The 15,110-nt window shown below is 42.1% G+C and carries 15 protein-coding genes; 11 read left to right on the top strand and 4 right to left on the bottom strand.

The window, feature by feature from the left end; genetic code table 11:
- Positions 1 to 323 precede the first annotated feature (323 nt).
- The 3 genes from ABUE20_RS03510 to ABUE20_RS03500 are packed head-to-tail and all read right to left on the bottom strand — an operon-like array spanning position 324 to position 2,822.
- On the bottom strand, positions 324 to 1,133 hold the full coding sequence (locus ABUE20_RS03510) for a pyrroline-5-carboxylate reductase family protein (protein ID WP_408618454.1): 810 nt from the start codon (positions 1,131 to 1,133) through the stop codon (positions 324 to 326).
- 13 nt (positions 1,134 to 1,146) lie between these two features.
- Complete coding sequence (locus ABUE20_RS03505; RefSeq protein ID WP_408618453.1) at positions 1,147 to 2,046, bottom strand: VOC family protein; 900 nt, start codon at positions 2,044 to 2,046, stop codon at positions 1,147 to 1,149.
- A gap of 56 nt (positions 2,047 to 2,102) precedes the next feature.
- On the bottom strand, positions 2,103 to 2,822 hold the full coding sequence (locus ABUE20_RS03500; RefSeq protein ID WP_408618452.1) for a GntR family transcriptional regulator: 720 nt from the start codon (positions 2,820 to 2,822) through the stop codon (positions 2,103 to 2,105).
- A gap of 453 nt (positions 2,823 to 3,275) precedes the next feature.
- Here ABUE20_RS03500 and ABUE20_RS03495 point away from each other — a divergent pair, with 453 nt between their 5' ends.
- From ABUE20_RS03495 to ABUE20_RS03470, 6 genes are read left to right on the top strand one after another with little or no spacing between them, the layout of a single operon-like run.
- Positions 3,276 to 4,388 (top strand): ABC transporter substrate-binding protein, encoded by a 1,113-nt coding sequence (locus ABUE20_RS03495; protein WP_408618451.1) that lies wholly within the window; start codon positions 3,276 to 3,278, stop codon positions 4,386 to 4,388.
- Between the two features lie 23 nt (positions 4,389 to 4,411).
- On the top strand, positions 4,412 to 5,305 hold the full coding sequence (locus ABUE20_RS03490; protein WP_408618450.1) for a branched-chain amino acid ABC transporter permease: 894 nt from the start codon (positions 4,412 to 4,414) through the stop codon (positions 5,303 to 5,305).
- Positions 5,298 to 6,182 (top strand): branched-chain amino acid ABC transporter permease, encoded by an 885-nt coding sequence (locus tag ABUE20_RS03485; protein WP_408618449.1) that lies wholly within the window; start codon positions 5,298 to 5,300, stop codon positions 6,180 to 6,182. Before ABUE20_RS03490 ends, ABUE20_RS03485 begins: the two co-directional genes overlap by 8 nt.
- Positions 6,179 to 6,958 (top strand): ABC transporter ATP-binding protein, encoded by a 780-nt coding sequence (locus ABUE20_RS03480; RefSeq protein WP_408618448.1) that lies wholly within the window; start codon positions 6,179 to 6,181, stop codon positions 6,956 to 6,958. The genes ABUE20_RS03485 and ABUE20_RS03480 overlap by 4 nt, the downstream gene beginning before the upstream one ends.
- Positions 6,955 to 7,674 (top strand): ABC transporter ATP-binding protein, encoded by a 720-nt coding sequence (locus ABUE20_RS03475; RefSeq protein ID WP_408618446.1) that lies wholly within the window; start codon positions 6,955 to 6,957, stop codon positions 7,672 to 7,674. Before ABUE20_RS03480 ends, ABUE20_RS03475 begins: the two co-directional genes overlap by 4 nt.
- Positions 7,674 to 7,850, top strand: coding sequence for a helix-turn-helix domain-containing protein (locus ABUE20_RS03470; RefSeq protein ID WP_408618445.1), 177 nt, complete (start codon positions 7,674 to 7,676; stop codon positions 7,848 to 7,850). The genes ABUE20_RS03475 and ABUE20_RS03470 overlap by 1 nt, the downstream gene beginning before the upstream one ends.
- Before the next feature lie 54 nt (positions 7,851 to 7,904).
- Here the strand turns inward: ABUE20_RS03470 and ABUE20_RS03465 are convergent, their stop codons facing one another.
- Entirely contained in the window at positions 7,905 to 9,080 is a 1,176-nt protein-coding gene (locus ABUE20_RS03465; RefSeq protein WP_408618444.1) for a M20 aminoacylase family protein, read from the bottom strand.
- A gap of 118 nt (positions 9,081 to 9,198) precedes the next feature.
- Here ABUE20_RS03465 and ABUE20_RS03460 point away from each other — a divergent pair, with 118 nt between their 5' ends.
- The 5 genes from ABUE20_RS03460 (at position 9,199) to ABUE20_RS03440 (ending at position 15,043) form a co-directional block, all read left to right on the top strand.
- The gene (locus ABUE20_RS03460; protein WP_408618442.1) at positions 9,199 to 10,092 is read left to right on the top strand and encodes a LysR family transcriptional regulator; all 894 of its coding nucleotides are present in this window, start codon (positions 9,199 to 9,201) and stop codon (positions 10,090 to 10,092) included.
- 82 nt (positions 10,093 to 10,174) lie between these two features.
- Positions 10,175 to 10,822: a LexA family protein gene (locus tag ABUE20_RS03455; RefSeq protein ID WP_408618441.1), complete on the top strand. Its 648-nt coding sequence runs from the start codon at positions 10,175 to 10,177 to the stop codon at positions 10,820 to 10,822.
- A gap of 255 nt (positions 10,823 to 11,077) precedes the next feature.
- Positions 11,078 to 12,664 carry a peptide chain release factor 3 gene (prfC, locus tag ABUE20_RS03450; protein WP_408618439.1) on the top strand — a complete coding sequence of 529 codons (1,587 nt, stop codon included), beginning with the start codon at positions 11,078 to 11,080 and terminating at the stop codon, positions 12,662 to 12,664.
- Between the two features lie 569 nt (positions 12,665 to 13,233).
- Positions 13,234 to 14,139 carry a DMT family transporter gene (locus ABUE20_RS03445; protein ID WP_408618438.1) on the top strand — a complete coding sequence of 302 codons (906 nt, stop codon included), beginning with the start codon at positions 13,234 to 13,236 and terminating at the stop codon, positions 14,137 to 14,139.
- Positions 14,140 to 14,278: 139 nt separating this feature from the next.
- Positions 14,279 to 15,043: a TatD family hydrolase gene (locus ABUE20_RS03440; RefSeq protein ID WP_408618436.1), complete on the top strand. Its 765-nt coding sequence runs from the start codon at positions 14,279 to 14,281 to the stop codon at positions 15,041 to 15,043.
- Positions 15,044 to 15,110 lie beyond the last annotated feature (67 nt).

The following is a 15,110-nucleotide window of genomic DNA, read 5'->3' as shown; positions in this document are numbered from 1 at the left end:
TATTGTATTTTGTTGGGGTGTGAATATCTGAAATTGTCTCTAGCGGTTTGTGTGTGGCTCATTTTTTGGGGTTAGCTTTCATCGCCTTGTCATAACGACGATCTCGATGACGTGCCACTTTCTTTGAAAGCATTGAAGAAGAGCGATTTAGACTACATCGATGATTTTGCCAATAGCACGTGCGTGACTAAAGAAAGCCGTGGATGACGATGTGTGGTAAAGCCCTGATGGGGATAAAGAGAGGGTCATTGATTCGATTGAATATGGAAAGTAATGAATCGACCTGCTGCCGGTGGTCTAACCGAGCAGCAGGAGTTCCTAATTTATTGGCCTTTGGCTAGTTCAGTGGTTCGGCGAACCTGAGTGAGTACGCTTTTTTGAATGGCGCTGGCAAAATTGCTCTGATTGAGTTCAAACAAGCCATTGATACCCACCCCCGCTGGTGAGTTGTTAATATCCAGTAGTTGGCGGGGATGGCAGTTACTGATATTGAGCATTTTTACTGCGCCAATAAGATTTTCATATGCGATTGCTTTGGCTTGTTCTCTAGGCATACCCGCTAACACGCCTGCATCGACCAAGGCTTCGATGAATAAGTAAACATAGTTGATCCCGGCGACACCATAGCCCGTAAAAATATCCAACATATTTTCAGCCACGTGCATAATCTTACCAAAACTGGTTACAAAGGTGTCGACGACCTCTTTATCAACCCAATTATTATAGACAGCACCCGTAAAACCTAATCCTGTATCCGTCAGTGTGTTCGGAATGATGCGGGCGATAGGGCGCTCAGCACCAAAGTTATCCTCCAATTGTTGTAATGTAACACCAGCGATGATTGAGATTAAGGTGGCATTGGGTTTTGCATACTGATTAATTCTATTGGCAATAGCCACTAAATCGTCTTGAGGCCGTACGCCGAGCACGATGATATCGGTATTGGCGAGGTTTATCTCTAAGTCTTCTTGCTCAAGGATCCCGTATCGCTGTGATAGCTCGGCCGTTCTGGTTGGGCGAATATCAAAACATGAAATATGATCCGCAGCGAAACATTGGCTATTAATTGTGGCGCGAATCATCGCTTCAGCCATTTGTCCGGCACCGAAAAAATGTATCTGTTGAGTAAGCATGGTTATTCCTTTATTAATTAGCTGCTTGCCATGGAATAAATTCAAGTATTACGTTTCCTGAGTATGTCGGAGAAACCAATACTCGATGGTGATCGCTGTAGTAGGGGACTTCATTATCATCCAATATAGCAATCAATGGATCGAGTGAGGCCGTTGATAGGGTGACTGCTGCTACATGCGGAGTGGGGTTGTTTGATACGGGCAGATCTATTTGTGAATAAGTTTGTCGGAACTCTGATGGCGAAACGGCTCTCAAGAGGCCTGATTGGGTGTTGACCGAAAAAGAAGTCTCAGTTTTTTCAATGCAACCATAGTCTTGGGTCCAACGATTTTCTAAAAAGGACAGATCTTCTCCGATATAAGTTAACGCCTCAATTTTGATCGCGCCATTGGGATGAACCATCCATTCATCTTTCCAAATGAGATCGGGTCTGTGTTGATGACAAATAAAACTGGACGCTTCGGTATGTTGAGAATCAAGGAAGAGTCCGATAGTGACCACTACGTCATCCGGAGTACCATCTTCTAGAGTGATGGTGCGACGAAAATCAACAATACCTTGTGTTTCATTATGATGTTCATTGAGTTCGGAATAATCGCCTACGGTATCTTTTGAATGTAAAGCAATCATTGAAATGCCATCTTCGCCTTTTGCATGGAATTTATTTATTTGTCGGCCAAAACAAAAACCATTCGTTGCATTAATACCAAATTTCGTTTCATCAACAACACCAATTAATTCAATAAAGTTTCCTTGAAATACGGCAAAACTTGTTGCTGTCCCCCATGGGTGATTACTTATTTGTGTCATTTGAAAACCTAATTTTTTTAAGTTTTCATATGCAGAGTAATAATTTTTTACAGTTAGTAGAATATGATCTAAGCTCAAACTTTTTTTTTCGCTAATATCCATATTTTCAAATCCATTTCTATTGTTAAAAATAAATATATTAGCTAGATTTAATATATTTAAATATCGTCTAAACTAATATCACCAATAAATATTCTGGCTAATCCTTCTTTCGTTACACTAACGGCATGTTGTGAACTTAAAGAAACATGTTTTTCTAATAATTTAACACCCTGTTCAATATCTCTATTCCGTAGTGCTTTAATTATTTCAACGTGTTCATCATAAGCATTGTTTCTTCTCTCTGGTGTTTCCAGATCAATTCTTCTGTAAAAACGGCCCAATGCATTTAAACTCTCAAGAGTATCGTAAAGTCTTGAGTTATTTGCCATTTTTGCAATTTCCATATGAAATTTTTCATCGATTAAGGCAATGGGAGTCCAATCTGTTATTTGATCGGGTTGGGGCAAGTTACGGCAACTCTCTTCCCATATTTGAGCGGCTCTCTCAATGTCTTCATCTGATGCTCTTTGGCAGGCTAATTGAAAAGAAGCCTGCTCTATAATAGCTCTTAATTCATATAATTCATGGACACCTTTAGGCGTCATATCTCGAGAATAGAACCCCTTATTTGGCACAAAATACATAAAGCCTTCTTTTGCAAGACGATTAAGTGCTTCTCTTATAGGCGTTCGTGACACACCAAATCGCTGAGCTAATTCAACTTCATTAATTCTTTTTCCAGGTTTAAAATAATAGTCTATCGATAAAGTTTTTAATTCTGAATAAACTTTATCAACGCTATCTGCTCTACGAGTACCTCGTTTGCTTTCTGTCACAATAACTTTCCTTCCCGATGACAGTGAGATAACTCACCGCTTTTTTTACAACTAACATAGCTATAAATATAACGCAAGAAATAAGTGTATACACTTTATAAATTAATTTTCCGCACTGATTTGAACAAAAATGCACCAAATAGATCCGTGCGTGAGTGGGTATTTTAATATCAACCCGTTTAATAGTAGCACCTTGTTTAATTGTTTTTGTCAGTCATCTCACAAGCTAAAAACACAATTAATTTGTATTTTTATCAATGAATAAGCTGTACATGTTTAATAAACGATATGTGACAACAAGAGAGTTTTTTAGACAGGATCGTATTACTTGGCATATCTGATGCCTAAAGTGTATAAGTAAGTGTATACACTTTGTAATGCACTTTGCGTAGACTTAATTTTGCACTCAAAGATCACGTGCATGGTGTCAGAATTTATGACAAGGATGGATTCATGAAGCAATTTAAACGTTTTAAAAGCCTTTTGGTCACAATGAGCTTGACGGGTAGTGTATTAGTGAGCGGCTTGGCCCATGCGGACATCGAGCTTGGCGCTATTTTACCTTTGACTGGAGGGAGTTCAGAAAATGGTATCGATCAGCAAAGAGGTATCGAGCTTGCAGTTAAAGAATTGAACGACAAAGGCGGTGTTCTTGGCGAACCATTAAAAGTTATTTTTGAAGATTCTGCCGGAAACCCTATGACAGGTCTCGGTGCGGTGAAGAAGCTGGTCCAAGTGAATAATGTTCCCGTTGTTATTGGTTCATTTTCTTCTAGTGTGACCATTCCCATTGGTCAGTATCTGGAGCAGCAAAAGCGAGTTCATATCAATATATCGGGGACGAGTACTGATATTCGTAAGATCGGTGATTACTCCTACAGTGTCATTGGGCTCGATAATCTTTCTTCCCAATTCTCAGCCCAAGATGTTTATGCGCTCGGATACAAACGTGCCGTTGTGATTGCCCCAAATGGCGCTTATGGACAAGGAACCGTAAAACAGTTTTCTAAATTCTTCAAAGAGGCTGGCGGAAAAATCCTAGGTACGGTGTTGTATAAAATGGGCCAACCAACCTATCGTAGTGAACTCGATCGATTAAGTCGTTTAAAGCCCGATGTCTATGTTTATACCAGTTATGGGCAAGATGCGATCGTATTAAATCGAGATGCTTATCAGCTGGGTTTGAATCAAACCCCATGGTATGCAAAATATCTCACGATGAGTACCGGAGATTCGCCGAAAGAATACACCAATGGCCAGCGAGGTATGGAGGTTCAAAGCTTAGGACCTGACGGCAAGCATTATGTTGATGCTTACACCGCTGAGTATCACAAAGCACCACAATCCGCATATGGGAGTTTTGCTTATGACGCCGTTATGTTAGCCGCAAAGGCAATCGAAACCGCAAAATCTAGTGAGCCAGCCAAAGTTCAAGCCGCGATGCTAGACGTTGCCCCTTCTTATGAAGGGATTACGGGTGCATTCAATCTAGATAAAGACCATATGAGAACCACCCAACCTTATAAGCGCGTAAAAATTGCCGATGGCAAAATTGAATTGCGCTAGTTCACGCGGGTAAGGAGGAGCATATGATGCAATTTTTTACAGATGTATTGATACGTACGGCGGATTTAGCACTGATTGCTTTGAGTGTTAGCCTCGTTTATGGCTTGGTGAAATTTCCCAATATTGCATTCGTTCAATACGCAATGGTAGGTGCCTATGGCACCGCCTTATTATTACAGTTAGGCTTACCATTCCCCCTCGCACTGATGATGGCCTGTATTCTTTGTGGGCTCATCGCACTCATACTTCATCGGGCTGTATTTACGACCTTGGCCAAATCGGGTTCTGCAAATGCCATGATAGGTTCATTGGCGGTATCGATGGTCATTACGGCGATTATGTTGGGGGTCATGGGTTCTTCACCTATTCTCTACAATTTACCGATCAGCAAAATTATAGTGCTGGGTGATGTGAGAATATCCAGTTATCAAATTGTCTCTACAACAATTTCGCTTCTCTCGGTTGTTCTGTTTTCGGCCTTACTGTTTCGTAGCAAACTTGGTTTATCTATTCGTGTTCTAGCCAGTAATCAAGCTCTCGCTCAGGGATCTGGTGTCAATGCTCAGACGATTATCCCTTTGGTGAACTTTATTGCGGGCGCTCTGGCAGGGTTAGGTGGCGCTTTGCTGGCGTTGAATTCAAGTGCTTACATCAATCAGGGAAACGATTTACTGTTGCCTGTTTTGGCCGCTGCAATATTGGGAGGACTTGGAAATCCTGTTGGTGCCGTAGCTGGTGCCGCTTTAATCGGTTTAACCGAAACGCTGGCGACAACTATCGATTTTGGCGCGTTATTCGGAGGTGATCCTCTTTATATCCCACTGATGTATGTTAACGCAATATCGTTTACCGTTTTGATTGTCGCTTTGCTTGTCAGACCTCATGGGCTATTTAGCAAGGAGCTACATCGTGTTTGAGTTTTTATTGCATGTCATCATCATGACGGGAATTTATGGCTTGATCGCTTTAGCGCTGAATATTCAGGCTGGGTGGACGGGACTCCTTAATTTTGGACATATCGCATTTGTGGGAATCGGTGCCTATGCGATAGGTATCGGCATGATGTGGGATATTCCACTACTGCTTTCTATTCTTGTGGGATTGGCAATAGCCGCGCTATTAGCACTAGCGATAGGAATGTTGGGCCGCAAATTGGCGGCAGATTATTGGGGCATTGCGACTCTGGCCGTTGCTGAAATCATTCGTATGATTGTCTTCAATGAAGATGAGCTAACCGGGGGCGCTCAGGGGATCAGCCATATAGTGATTCATGGATTCAATGATACGGCAGGTTCGTCTTATACCTTTTTCATTATTACTGCCGTTCTTCTGTGTATAACGGCATTACTCTGCAGACAAGTTTATATGAGTAAATTTGGTCGAGCGTTACGACTCATCCGTGAAGAACCCCAATTAGCGATGTGTCTTGGATACCATGTTTTATCGATAAAGTGTCAAGCATTGGTTCTGAGTAGCATGATTAGTGCTGTAGCTGGAATGATACTTGCGCTCTATATGAATTACGTCAGCCCTGATTATTTGCTGTCCTCTGAAACATTTGTGATTTGGAGTATGGTCATTATTGGGGGAATAGGGCGCGTATCGGGGGTACTCCTGGGGAGTTTGATTATTGAATTGCTCTACAACTTTATCCCGTTTGCCAAAGATATTTTTAATATCAGTGCGGATACCAGCGGTGCTATACGTCTGGGACTCATTGGTTTTATTCTACTTTTATGTTTGTTGAAAAAGTCGGATGGATTGATACCTGAACAAGTGAGGGAAATACGATGAGTTCGTTAATGAATGTCACCCATATTTCAAAATCATTTGGTGGAAATCATGTGCTAGAGAATATTTCCTTTTCTTTAAAAAAGGGGGAAATATTGGGTTTACTTGGTCCAAATGGTTCAGGCAAAAGTACGTTGCTCAATGTCATTTCTGGTTTTACGCCAGCAGACGCGGGGCAAATCGCACTGAATAACGTTCATGTTGAGAAGTGCCAACCTCATGAAATAATTCGCACTGGGATTGCTCGTACATTCCAGTTACCTTCTATGCCATCAAAAATGTCGGTCCTTGAAGTCGTGATGGCAGCCGATACACAACAACATAAATTATGGCAAAACCTGTTCAAAACGCGCTCTATGACCGAGCTTGAAGCTAAAGTAATGCATAAGGCCAAAGCGATTTTGGAAGAACTGTTATTGACAAAAGTAAGCCATCAGCCTGCATCGGCTATTTCTGGAGGTCAGAAGAAACTGTTAGGTATTGCGTGTGCGCTGATGGGCGAACCTGATGTGCTTATGCTTGATGAGCCTATGGCTGGCGTTCATCCCAATTTAAGGAAAAGTATTGTCGATACCTTGGTGCGTTTGAATAAAAAAGGTCTTTCCCTGATTATCATTGAACATGATATGCAGTTCATTCGTGAGCTGTGCCATCGCTGTATCGTCTTAAATCGTGGCGATATTGTGGCGGATTGTTTACCGGAAGATCTGTCTAAAAACAAGGAAGTCATCAGTGCTTACCTTGGCGGTAACTTTAGTGAAATGCAGGAGGCAGTATGATAGACGTGAAGGATCTTGTTGCAGGTTATACTCCGGGAATTAATATTCTCAATGGTATCAGTTTACATGCTGAGCAGGGTGAGATCGTGACTCTCTTGGGACCCAATGGTTGTGGTAAATCGACGTTACTTAAAACTATTGCAGGTTTTTTATTGCCCCGAGAAGGGGATATTTCGATGCAGGGAAAGTCGGTTGGTCATCTCCCGGTGCATCGAAAAATTCGCGAATGTTCCATGGGATTCGTTCCGCAGACAGATAATGTTTTTACCCAGTTATCGATAAAAGAAAATTTGCATACCGGGGGCTTATTTATGAGTCCGCAGGAGAAAGTGCAACGAATTGAAGCGCTCTGCGAACAATATCCCATCCTTAAGAAAAAGTGGTCTGACTCTGCATCGTCTATGTCGGGCGGAGAAAGACAAATATTAGCGCTTGCCAGAGCATTAATGCCATCGCCATCGATTTTATTGTTGGATGAACCTTCAGCTGGGTTGTCGCCCAAAATGCTGCTGGATGTATTTGATGCCATCGTTAAGATCCGTGAGCAGGAACAAGTCACCATTCTGATGGTGGAACAAAATGCGATCGAAGCTTTGAAAATGTCGGATAGGGCCTATGTACTTGCGATGGGGCAAGTGGCTCTGGAAGGACAAGCTAAAGACTTACTTAACGATCCAGAAATTCGTGAACTTTATCTCGGAGGTCGAGCGGCCTGATGAATGGGGTGGGGAAGCCGCGTGAAGAGATCAAACCCTCACAAAAGATCATTCACGCTATACTAAGACCCATTGCGATGGAGGCCGTGGCTAATGGGTGGAAAGTTGAGACGGTGTCGGGAGTCCTAGGAATCAGCTCCAGAACCGTATTTCGTTGGTTGGCCGCAGAAAAATAATCTTACTTCGAATAGAGCGCTCAGTGTTTGAGCGCTCTATTCGTTTTGGGTTTCCTAGGACGCTAAAGCGTTTAATGCTGTAGAGGCAAGTAGCGTTGCTCCTGTCATAATAACATCATCATTAAAATCGTAATTTGGGCTGTGCAGTGGCTCATCGTTTTCATGTCGGGCACTCCCCAGAAAAATATAGGCCCCTTGACAGGCGTTGAGCAGAAATGAAAAATCTTCACTGGCCAAACTTGGTGCGACTGAGTTATCGAGTGTTCCCGGAGGAAAAACGTGCGCTATGGTCTCCCTGACTAATTGACTGCATTGGGGGGTATTGATCGTTGCCGGATAAATTCGCTGATAGTTGACATCAATATGAGCGCCATAGCTAGCTGCGACGCCTGAGCATATTCTCTTTATGGCTGCTTCAATGTTATCCTGAACTTGAGGAGCAAAGGTTCTAATCGTCCCACTCAGGTATGCTTTTTGTGGGATTACATTGAAAGCATTTAGCTCACCTGATTGAATGGCGCACAGGCTCAACACGGCCTGATCGGATGGCGCAACTTCTCGGCTAATGATGGTATGTAAAGACTGAATGAGTGAGGCACTAATTCGAATCGGATCAATGGTTAAATGCGGTGTTGCCCCACCGTGTCCACCAAGGCCATTGACGATAATATCTAGTCGGTCACAGGAAGCCATCGCTGGACCGTCGACGACTGCAATTTTCCCTGCTTCGAGATAAGGCCAGTTATGTAGTCCGTATACAGCATCCATTGGAAACTGCTCGAATAACCCGTCTTTGACCATGGCATCACCGCCCCCAAAACCTTCTTCAGCCGGTTGAAATATCAGATAAATTGTTCCGGAAAAATCTCGATGTTGAGCCAGATATTTAGCGACACCAATCAAGATGGTGGTATGACCATCGTGACCACAAGCATGCATGCGACCAGCGTGTTTTGAACCGTATGTGCGGCTTGTTTTCTCGGTCATGGGGAGTGCGTCCATGTCCGCTCTTAAACCGATTTTTTTACCATTATCCGGTTGGGTTCCATGAACTGTGGCGACGAGTCCGGTATGACCTAGTCCATCAGTGTATGGAATATTCAGTTCCTCTAGAATGCTTTTTACTTTTGACGATGTATAGATTTCCTGAAAACCAAGTTCCGGATGTTGATGTAAGTCTTGGCGGAGGGCTATAAGATCATCAAGGCATGATTCAAAAAACGTCTGCATAAATAATTCCTTTCTAAAACTAAGGCGGTGATATTTAGCAGTGTTGCACGCGGTGTGCGATAATAAAAATAGTTAATTTATTGCTCCTCAATAGCAATTTGATATGGATGTACGCGATATGGATTTAAAGCAAATTCACTATTTTCATGCGATCGCAGTGGCACGGTCCTTTTCTGCTGCAGCCCGTGCGATTCATATCGCGCAGCCTGCGCTGACCAGACAAATCAAGTTATTAGAAGACGATATTGGTTGTGTTTTATTTTTACGTCATTCATCAGGCGTTGAACTTACGCCGGCTGGTGAAGTATTTCTACAGGATACTCAGGATGTTCTAGCCCAGCTGGATAGAGCCAAAAGCAAAGCGAGGAAAGTAGGACAGGGTTTGGAAGGTCAGTTGAGTATCGGCGTGACCGTTATGATTCTTTGGCTTGAGCCCATAAATCAGATCTTAAAGCGTTATCGGAAGGCGTTTCCAGCTGTGATGTTAGATGTCGATACCTTACTTTCAGGGCCTCAGCTTGATGCGATTTTAAAGGGACGGTTGGATGCGGGAATATTGATGTTTCCGCTGGCATTACCCGAGCTAAACTCCATGATATTGTACGAAGATCAATTGGCATTGGTCGTTCCGTCTGATTCTCCACTACTTGAGCAGAGGCCTCGTTACCTTAAAGATATCCAAGATTGGGGATTTGTTTGGTTTGAACGAGAGAAGAGCCCTATTTTTCATGACCAATTACTTCAGTTTTTGCAACACCGGGGACTAGAGCCACGTATTATTGAGAAAGGCAGTGATGCTATCACGATGCTCTCTCTTGTGGCGTCTGGTGTAGGGTGCACCATTGTTCCCCGAACGGTGTTGCAAGGATTGCCATCCGGCCTTTCCGTTATCGAGCTTGAGGATCTTAACTTACCTGTCAATATCGAGCTTGTTTGGAGAAAAGATAGCCGTTCTGCAGCCTTGGAACACTTTATTGAGATCGCAAAGGCGCTTCACTTGGCGCGCCAGTAGAACCTTTTTCTGATTACCCCATCGATAATTTAACAGTTAAAATTGTTTAAAGGCTACAGTTTTATTTGTAAAATATAGATTTATGAAAACTTTATCCGAACGACTAAACCATGCCTTGCAGCTTACTGAGATGACTCAGTCTGAGCTGGCTCGTTGCATTGGTATCAAACAGCAGTCGATCAGCCAGATTTGCTCTGGTAAATCGGTTCGGTCTCGTTACACCATGCAGATCGCGGAGACGCTTCGCGTAAATGCTCATTGGCTCGCCACCGGGGAGGGTGACATTGGCTTGGGGGTCAGTAATGTAGACGTGGGGCTTGATATGAAGGGAAGAATTCCTCTTATTAACTGGGTTCAGGCTGGTGATTGGAGTGAAATAGCGGAGGGATTTACCCATGAAGATATTGAGAAGTGGCGTGAAGTCTCTGGGAAAGCGCATGAGGGTTGTTTCGCACTTCGTGTAAAGGGCGATAGTATGGAAAATCCAAGCGGTAAAAAGTCAATACCTGAAGGTGCTGTGATCGTTGTCGATCCTGAATGGCCTGCTTCATCAGGCTCATTGGTTGTTGCGCGTTTGGACGATTCTAAAGAAGCTATCTTTAAGCAGTTGATCATTGAGGGTGAACAGAAGTACCTAAAACCTTTGAATCCTCAATACCCTGTCATACCAATCAACAGTAATTGCACCATTATTGGTGTAGTTCGACAAGCGATCATCGATTTTGGGTAACGATGGAGGCGTGGTTCAGTCACCATTGTTCATGGGCTGAAGAAGTAACGATTACAAACCGCGACAACTGAGCATTGGTGCATACTGAGCGTAAATGGTAATCGATTAGGTAACCATTGATTGTTTATAAAGTCAAGATCGGCGAAAATAGCGGCCAATTACGATTAACACAACGGATTTGATCAGCGAAGAACTGAAAAGAGAGTACTTCCAAAAGTGTGTACAAATCCGTGTACAAACTAAAAGAATTTATACATGGCAAACCAAGATTTTCTTAATGAAATCAATAAGCGAAGAACTTTCGCTATTATCTCGCACCCGGATGCGGGTAAAACCACGATTACTGAAAAAGTGCTGTTATTCGGACATGCAATCCAGACGGCGGGTACCGTGAAAGGTCGGGGCAGTAGTCATCATGCCAAATCAGACTGGATGCAGATGGAGCAGGAGCGTGGGATTTCTGTGACCACGTCAGTGATGCAGTTTCCGTATAATGACTGTATTGTCAACCTGTTGGATACTCCGGGACATGAAGATTTCTCAGAAGATACCTATCGAACTCTGACCGCTGTCGATTCATGTTTGATGGTGATTGATGCTGCTAAAGGGGTGGAAGATCGAACTCGCAAATTGATGGAAGTCACCCGGCTGCGCGATACGCCCATCTTAACCTTCATGAACAAATTGGACCGGGAGACCCGTGATCCAATGGAACTGTTAGATGAAGTTGAAGATGAATTGAAAATTGCCTGTGCGCCGATCACTTGGCCGATTGGCTGCGGGAAAGAGTTTAAAGGGGTTTATCATATTCTGCGTGATGAAGTGGTGCTCTATAAAAGCGGTCAGGGGCATATGATTCAGGAACGCCGGGTGATTGAAGGGTTAAATAATCCCAAAGTTGATGCCGCTATTGGTTCTGGCTTGGCGGAAGCTCTGCGTGAAGAGCTGGAGTTAGTGCTGGGGGCATCGAACGAATTTGATGAAAAACTATTCTTGTCGGGAGAACTGACCCCGGTATTTTTCGGTACTGCATTGGGTAACTTTGGGGTCGATCATATGTTAGATGGTCTGACTGCTTGGGCTCCAGCACCGATGCCTCGTCAAACGGATGTCGCAGCGGTTCAAGCTGAAGATGATAAGTTCAGTGGCTTTGTATTTAAAATTCAGGCCAATATGGATCCGAAACATCGGGACCGGATCGCCTTTATGCGGGTTGTGTCCGGTGAATATACTAAAGGCATGAAGATGCACCATGTTCGGATCGGTAAAGATGTAAGTATCTCGGATGCCGTGACCTTTATGGCGGGGGATCGCAGCGCTGCGGAACGCGCTATTGCCGGCGATATTATCGGTCTACATAATCACGGTACGATTCAGATTGGCGATACGTTTACGCAAGGGGATACGTTCAAATTTACCGGGATCCCGAACTTCGCACCGGAAATGTTCCGTCGTATTCGGTTAAAAGATCCACTCAAGCAAAAACAACTGCAGAAAGGATTGATCCAGCTTTCAGAAGAAGGCGCCGTACAGGTTTTTCGGCCGCTGCGGAATAACGATTTAATCGTCGGTGCGGTTGGGGTACTGCAGTTTGATGTGGTCGTACATCGCTTGAGAACTGAGTATAAAGTGGAAGCGGTGTATGAAACCATCAATGTCGCGACGGCTCGCTGGTGTTATGGGAACGAGCGTAAAGTGGATGAGTTTACACGTAAAGCGCATGAACATCTGGCTCTGGATGGTGGTGATAATTTGACCTATCTGGCCCCCACGATGGTTAATCTAAACTTGGCGATTGAACGTCATCCGGATATTGAATTTTGTAAAACCCGAGAGCATTAATTGGTTTGGACATACCGGTTATCTGGGCCGGTATGTCTGTTTATTGCTTGGATCTATGTGCATCACAGGATGCAGCTCTCATTCTTATCTTCTGTCCTTATCATTATTTCTCTCAAATACACAACCTTATATTTTGCCATTCATTCTGAGATCCCATTGCATGGTCTCTGGGCCTGTGTATTGGCGAATTGAAATAGACGTTGTGCTCTGAATGCGGTTCAGTCTGTCACTATTAGTGTGAATAAATGTAAAAAGTTTAATGTAAACTTTAGAGGATGTCGAAATAAAATAGTCGATAAAATAACTGCTAATTAAGTTATATTGTGAATATAAATATAAAAACAACTTTAAATAGAGCATAAATTTAGTATAAAAAACTATATTTCTTATTATAAAGAGTAAACTATATATATCTTTATCTACCATTGACATTTGTATGATGATTGTTAAATTAAAAAAGGTTTCTGAACATTAATGACCTATATTTTAATCTATTGGAACTAAATATTAAGTGGTTAATTTCTAAATCATATTGTAAAAATAAAAAGGATTTATTGAAGGTTGGAGTTATGCTTTTACGTTATTATGGACATTTATTAGCGCTTATCTCTGTGATTGTATGGGGCAGTACATTTATTTCCACTAAAGTTCTTTTGCAAGATTTATCGCCTATTCAAATTCTATTTTATCGCTGTATTGTGGCATGGATTGTATTAGCTATAATTAGGCCGAAATTTTTTTATAAAATAAACATAAAAAATGAATTGTTATACTTTTTAGCGAGCCTATTTGGCGTTTCTATCTATTTTTTATTTGAAAATTATGCACTCCAGATGACCTATGCCAGTAATGCATCTTTAATCGTCACAACTTCCCCAATTATATCGACTGTTTTTATTTTTCTTTTATTTAAACAAAATAATTTCAATCGAAAAAATTTATTAGGAACCCTGATATCAATTATCGGTGTTTATTTAGTCATTAAGGAGGGATCACTGGATATCAATATTAATCCGAAAGGTGATCTTTTAGCATTGCTCGCTGCGATTGTATGGTCTTTGTTTGCAATTACGCTGGATTGTATTGATGATGAAATTGATACTATCATTAGAGTGAGAAAAATATTTGCCTACGCTATTATTACAATTTTCATTGTCATGTTGTTTTTAAATGAATCGTTTTTAAATCATCATTTTTTTGCTACTTCTGATTTATATAATATTTTATTTTTAGGCATTGTAGCTTCAGGAGCCTGTTATATTTTTTGGAATAAAGCAGTTGAATATATTGGTGTTTCCAAAACAATGTTATATATGTATTTGGTTCCAGTTACAACGATTGTTATGGGTTATTTTATATTGTCTGAAAAAATGTCGTCAGTTATGGTTTTAGGATCCTGTATGATTATTATTGGAATTGTTGTATTTAATATGAATAAGTCTAAACAGGCTAAAGTACTACAGGAAGAATCGTGAGATATATTGGGGGCATCAGGCGATGATATGTGAGGATCGCTAAGGTGTTGTTTAGCCTATGTGATTTAGTGTTAGGAACACTTATTTAGGTCCCAAATTATGATAGATTATTGAAGGTTTATATCGTATTGGATCCTCTATGCAACTGATTGATACCCATTGCCATTTGGATTTTCCTTGTTTTCAACCTCTAGCCGATAAACTGTTTCATTGGCAACAGCAGGGGATTAGCCGTTTTGTCGTTCCGGCTGTCGGGCCTTCGAATTGGGAGTCCGTTCTGGCATTGGGGAAAATTCCAAATATTCATATTGCCTTAGGCATTCATCCTTGTTTTATGCCTTCAGGGGATGTTATGGCCGCTGCTGATGCGTTGGGAATGTTACTTGATCAGCATCGCTCACAGATCGTGGCTGTTGGTGAATGTGGTCTGGATCGCCGATTTGTCTCTCATATGCCTTGGCAGCGACAACTTTTGATCCGTCAGCTCGATTATGCTCATCAGTATGAGCTGCCGGTGATTCTTCATTGCGTTCGAATGTATGATGAACTTTATTCATTGCTCAAACAACATTCTGTTCCTCACGGTGGCATTGTTCATGCCTTTCAGGGATCATTGTTGCAGGCCCAGCGGTTTTATCAGCTGGGATTTAAATTAGGCATTGGTGGTGCCGTGAGTTGGCCGAGTGCGCATAAATTAAGAGCACTGTTAACGCAATTGCCATTGGATAGCTTTGTGCTTGAAACGGATGCTCCAGATATGCCGTTATATCATGGGCTGAAGGGAGAGAATACGCCTGACTCTATTTTTTCAATTTTTCAGATTGTTCAGCGAGAAATTGCCTTAGATGAAGAATATTTATCCGAAATATTTCAATCAAATAGTGAAAAGGTTCTTTCCTTATAATTTCAAGTACTCAGATCCAGTTTATCTGTGCAAATATTAGTGTTTACGCAACTTGCTTTGATTTGGC

The sequence above is a fragment of the Celerinatantimonas marina genome, assembly GCF_046054165.1.
GTDB lineage: Bacteria > Pseudomonadota > Gammaproteobacteria > Enterobacterales > Celerinatantimonadaceae > Celerinatantimonas.
This window is presented reverse-complemented; position numbering and strand designations above follow the sequence as displayed.

Excerpts from the sequence above, each read along its gene's own strand:
- ABUE20_RS03460 (WP_408618442.1), top strand. The coding sequence starts at position 9,199 with ATGGATTTAAAGCAAATTCACTATTTTCATGCGATCGCAGTGGCACGG.
- ABUE20_RS03470 (WP_408618445.1), top strand. The coding sequence starts at position 7,674 with ATGAATGGGGTGGGGAAGCCGCGTGAAGAGATCAAACCCTCACAAAAG.
- ABUE20_RS03510 (WP_408618454.1), bottom strand. The coding sequence starts at position 1,133 with ATGCTTACTCAACAGATACATTTTTTCGGTGCCGGACAAATGGCTGAA.
- ABUE20_RS03505 (WP_408618453.1), bottom strand. The coding sequence starts at position 2,046 with ATGGATATTAGCGAAAAAAAAAGTTTGAGCTTAGATCATATTCTACTA.
- ABUE20_RS03480 (WP_408618448.1), top strand. The coding sequence starts at position 6,179 with ATGAGTTCGTTAATGAATGTCACCCATATTTCAAAATCATTTGGTGGA.
- ABUE20_RS03495 (WP_408618451.1), top strand. The coding sequence starts at position 3,276 with ATGAAGCAATTTAAACGTTTTAAAAGCCTTTTGGTCACAATGAGCTTG.
- ABUE20_RS03475 (WP_408618446.1), top strand. The coding sequence starts at position 6,955 with ATGATAGACGTGAAGGATCTTGTTGCAGGTTATACTCCGGGAATTAAT.
- ABUE20_RS03465 (WP_408618444.1), bottom strand. The coding sequence starts at position 9,080 with ATGCAGACGTTTTTTGAATCATGCCTTGATGATCTTATAGCCCTCCGC.
- ABUE20_RS03455 (WP_408618441.1), top strand. The coding sequence starts at position 10,175 with ATGAAAACTTTATCCGAACGACTAAACCATGCCTTGCAGCTTACTGAG.
- ABUE20_RS03440 (WP_408618436.1), top strand. The coding sequence starts at position 14,279 with ATGCAACTGATTGATACCCATTGCCATTTGGATTTTCCTTGTTTTCAA.
- prfC (WP_408618439.1), top strand. The coding sequence starts at position 11,078 with ATGGCAAACCAAGATTTTCTTAATGAAATCAATAAGCGAAGAACTTTC.
- ABUE20_RS03445 (WP_408618438.1), top strand. The coding sequence starts at position 13,234 with ATGCTTTTACGTTATTATGGACATTTATTAGCGCTTATCTCTGTGATT.
- ABUE20_RS03490 (WP_408618450.1), top strand. The coding sequence starts at position 4,412 with ATGATGCAATTTTTTACAGATGTATTGATACGTACGGCGGATTTAGCA.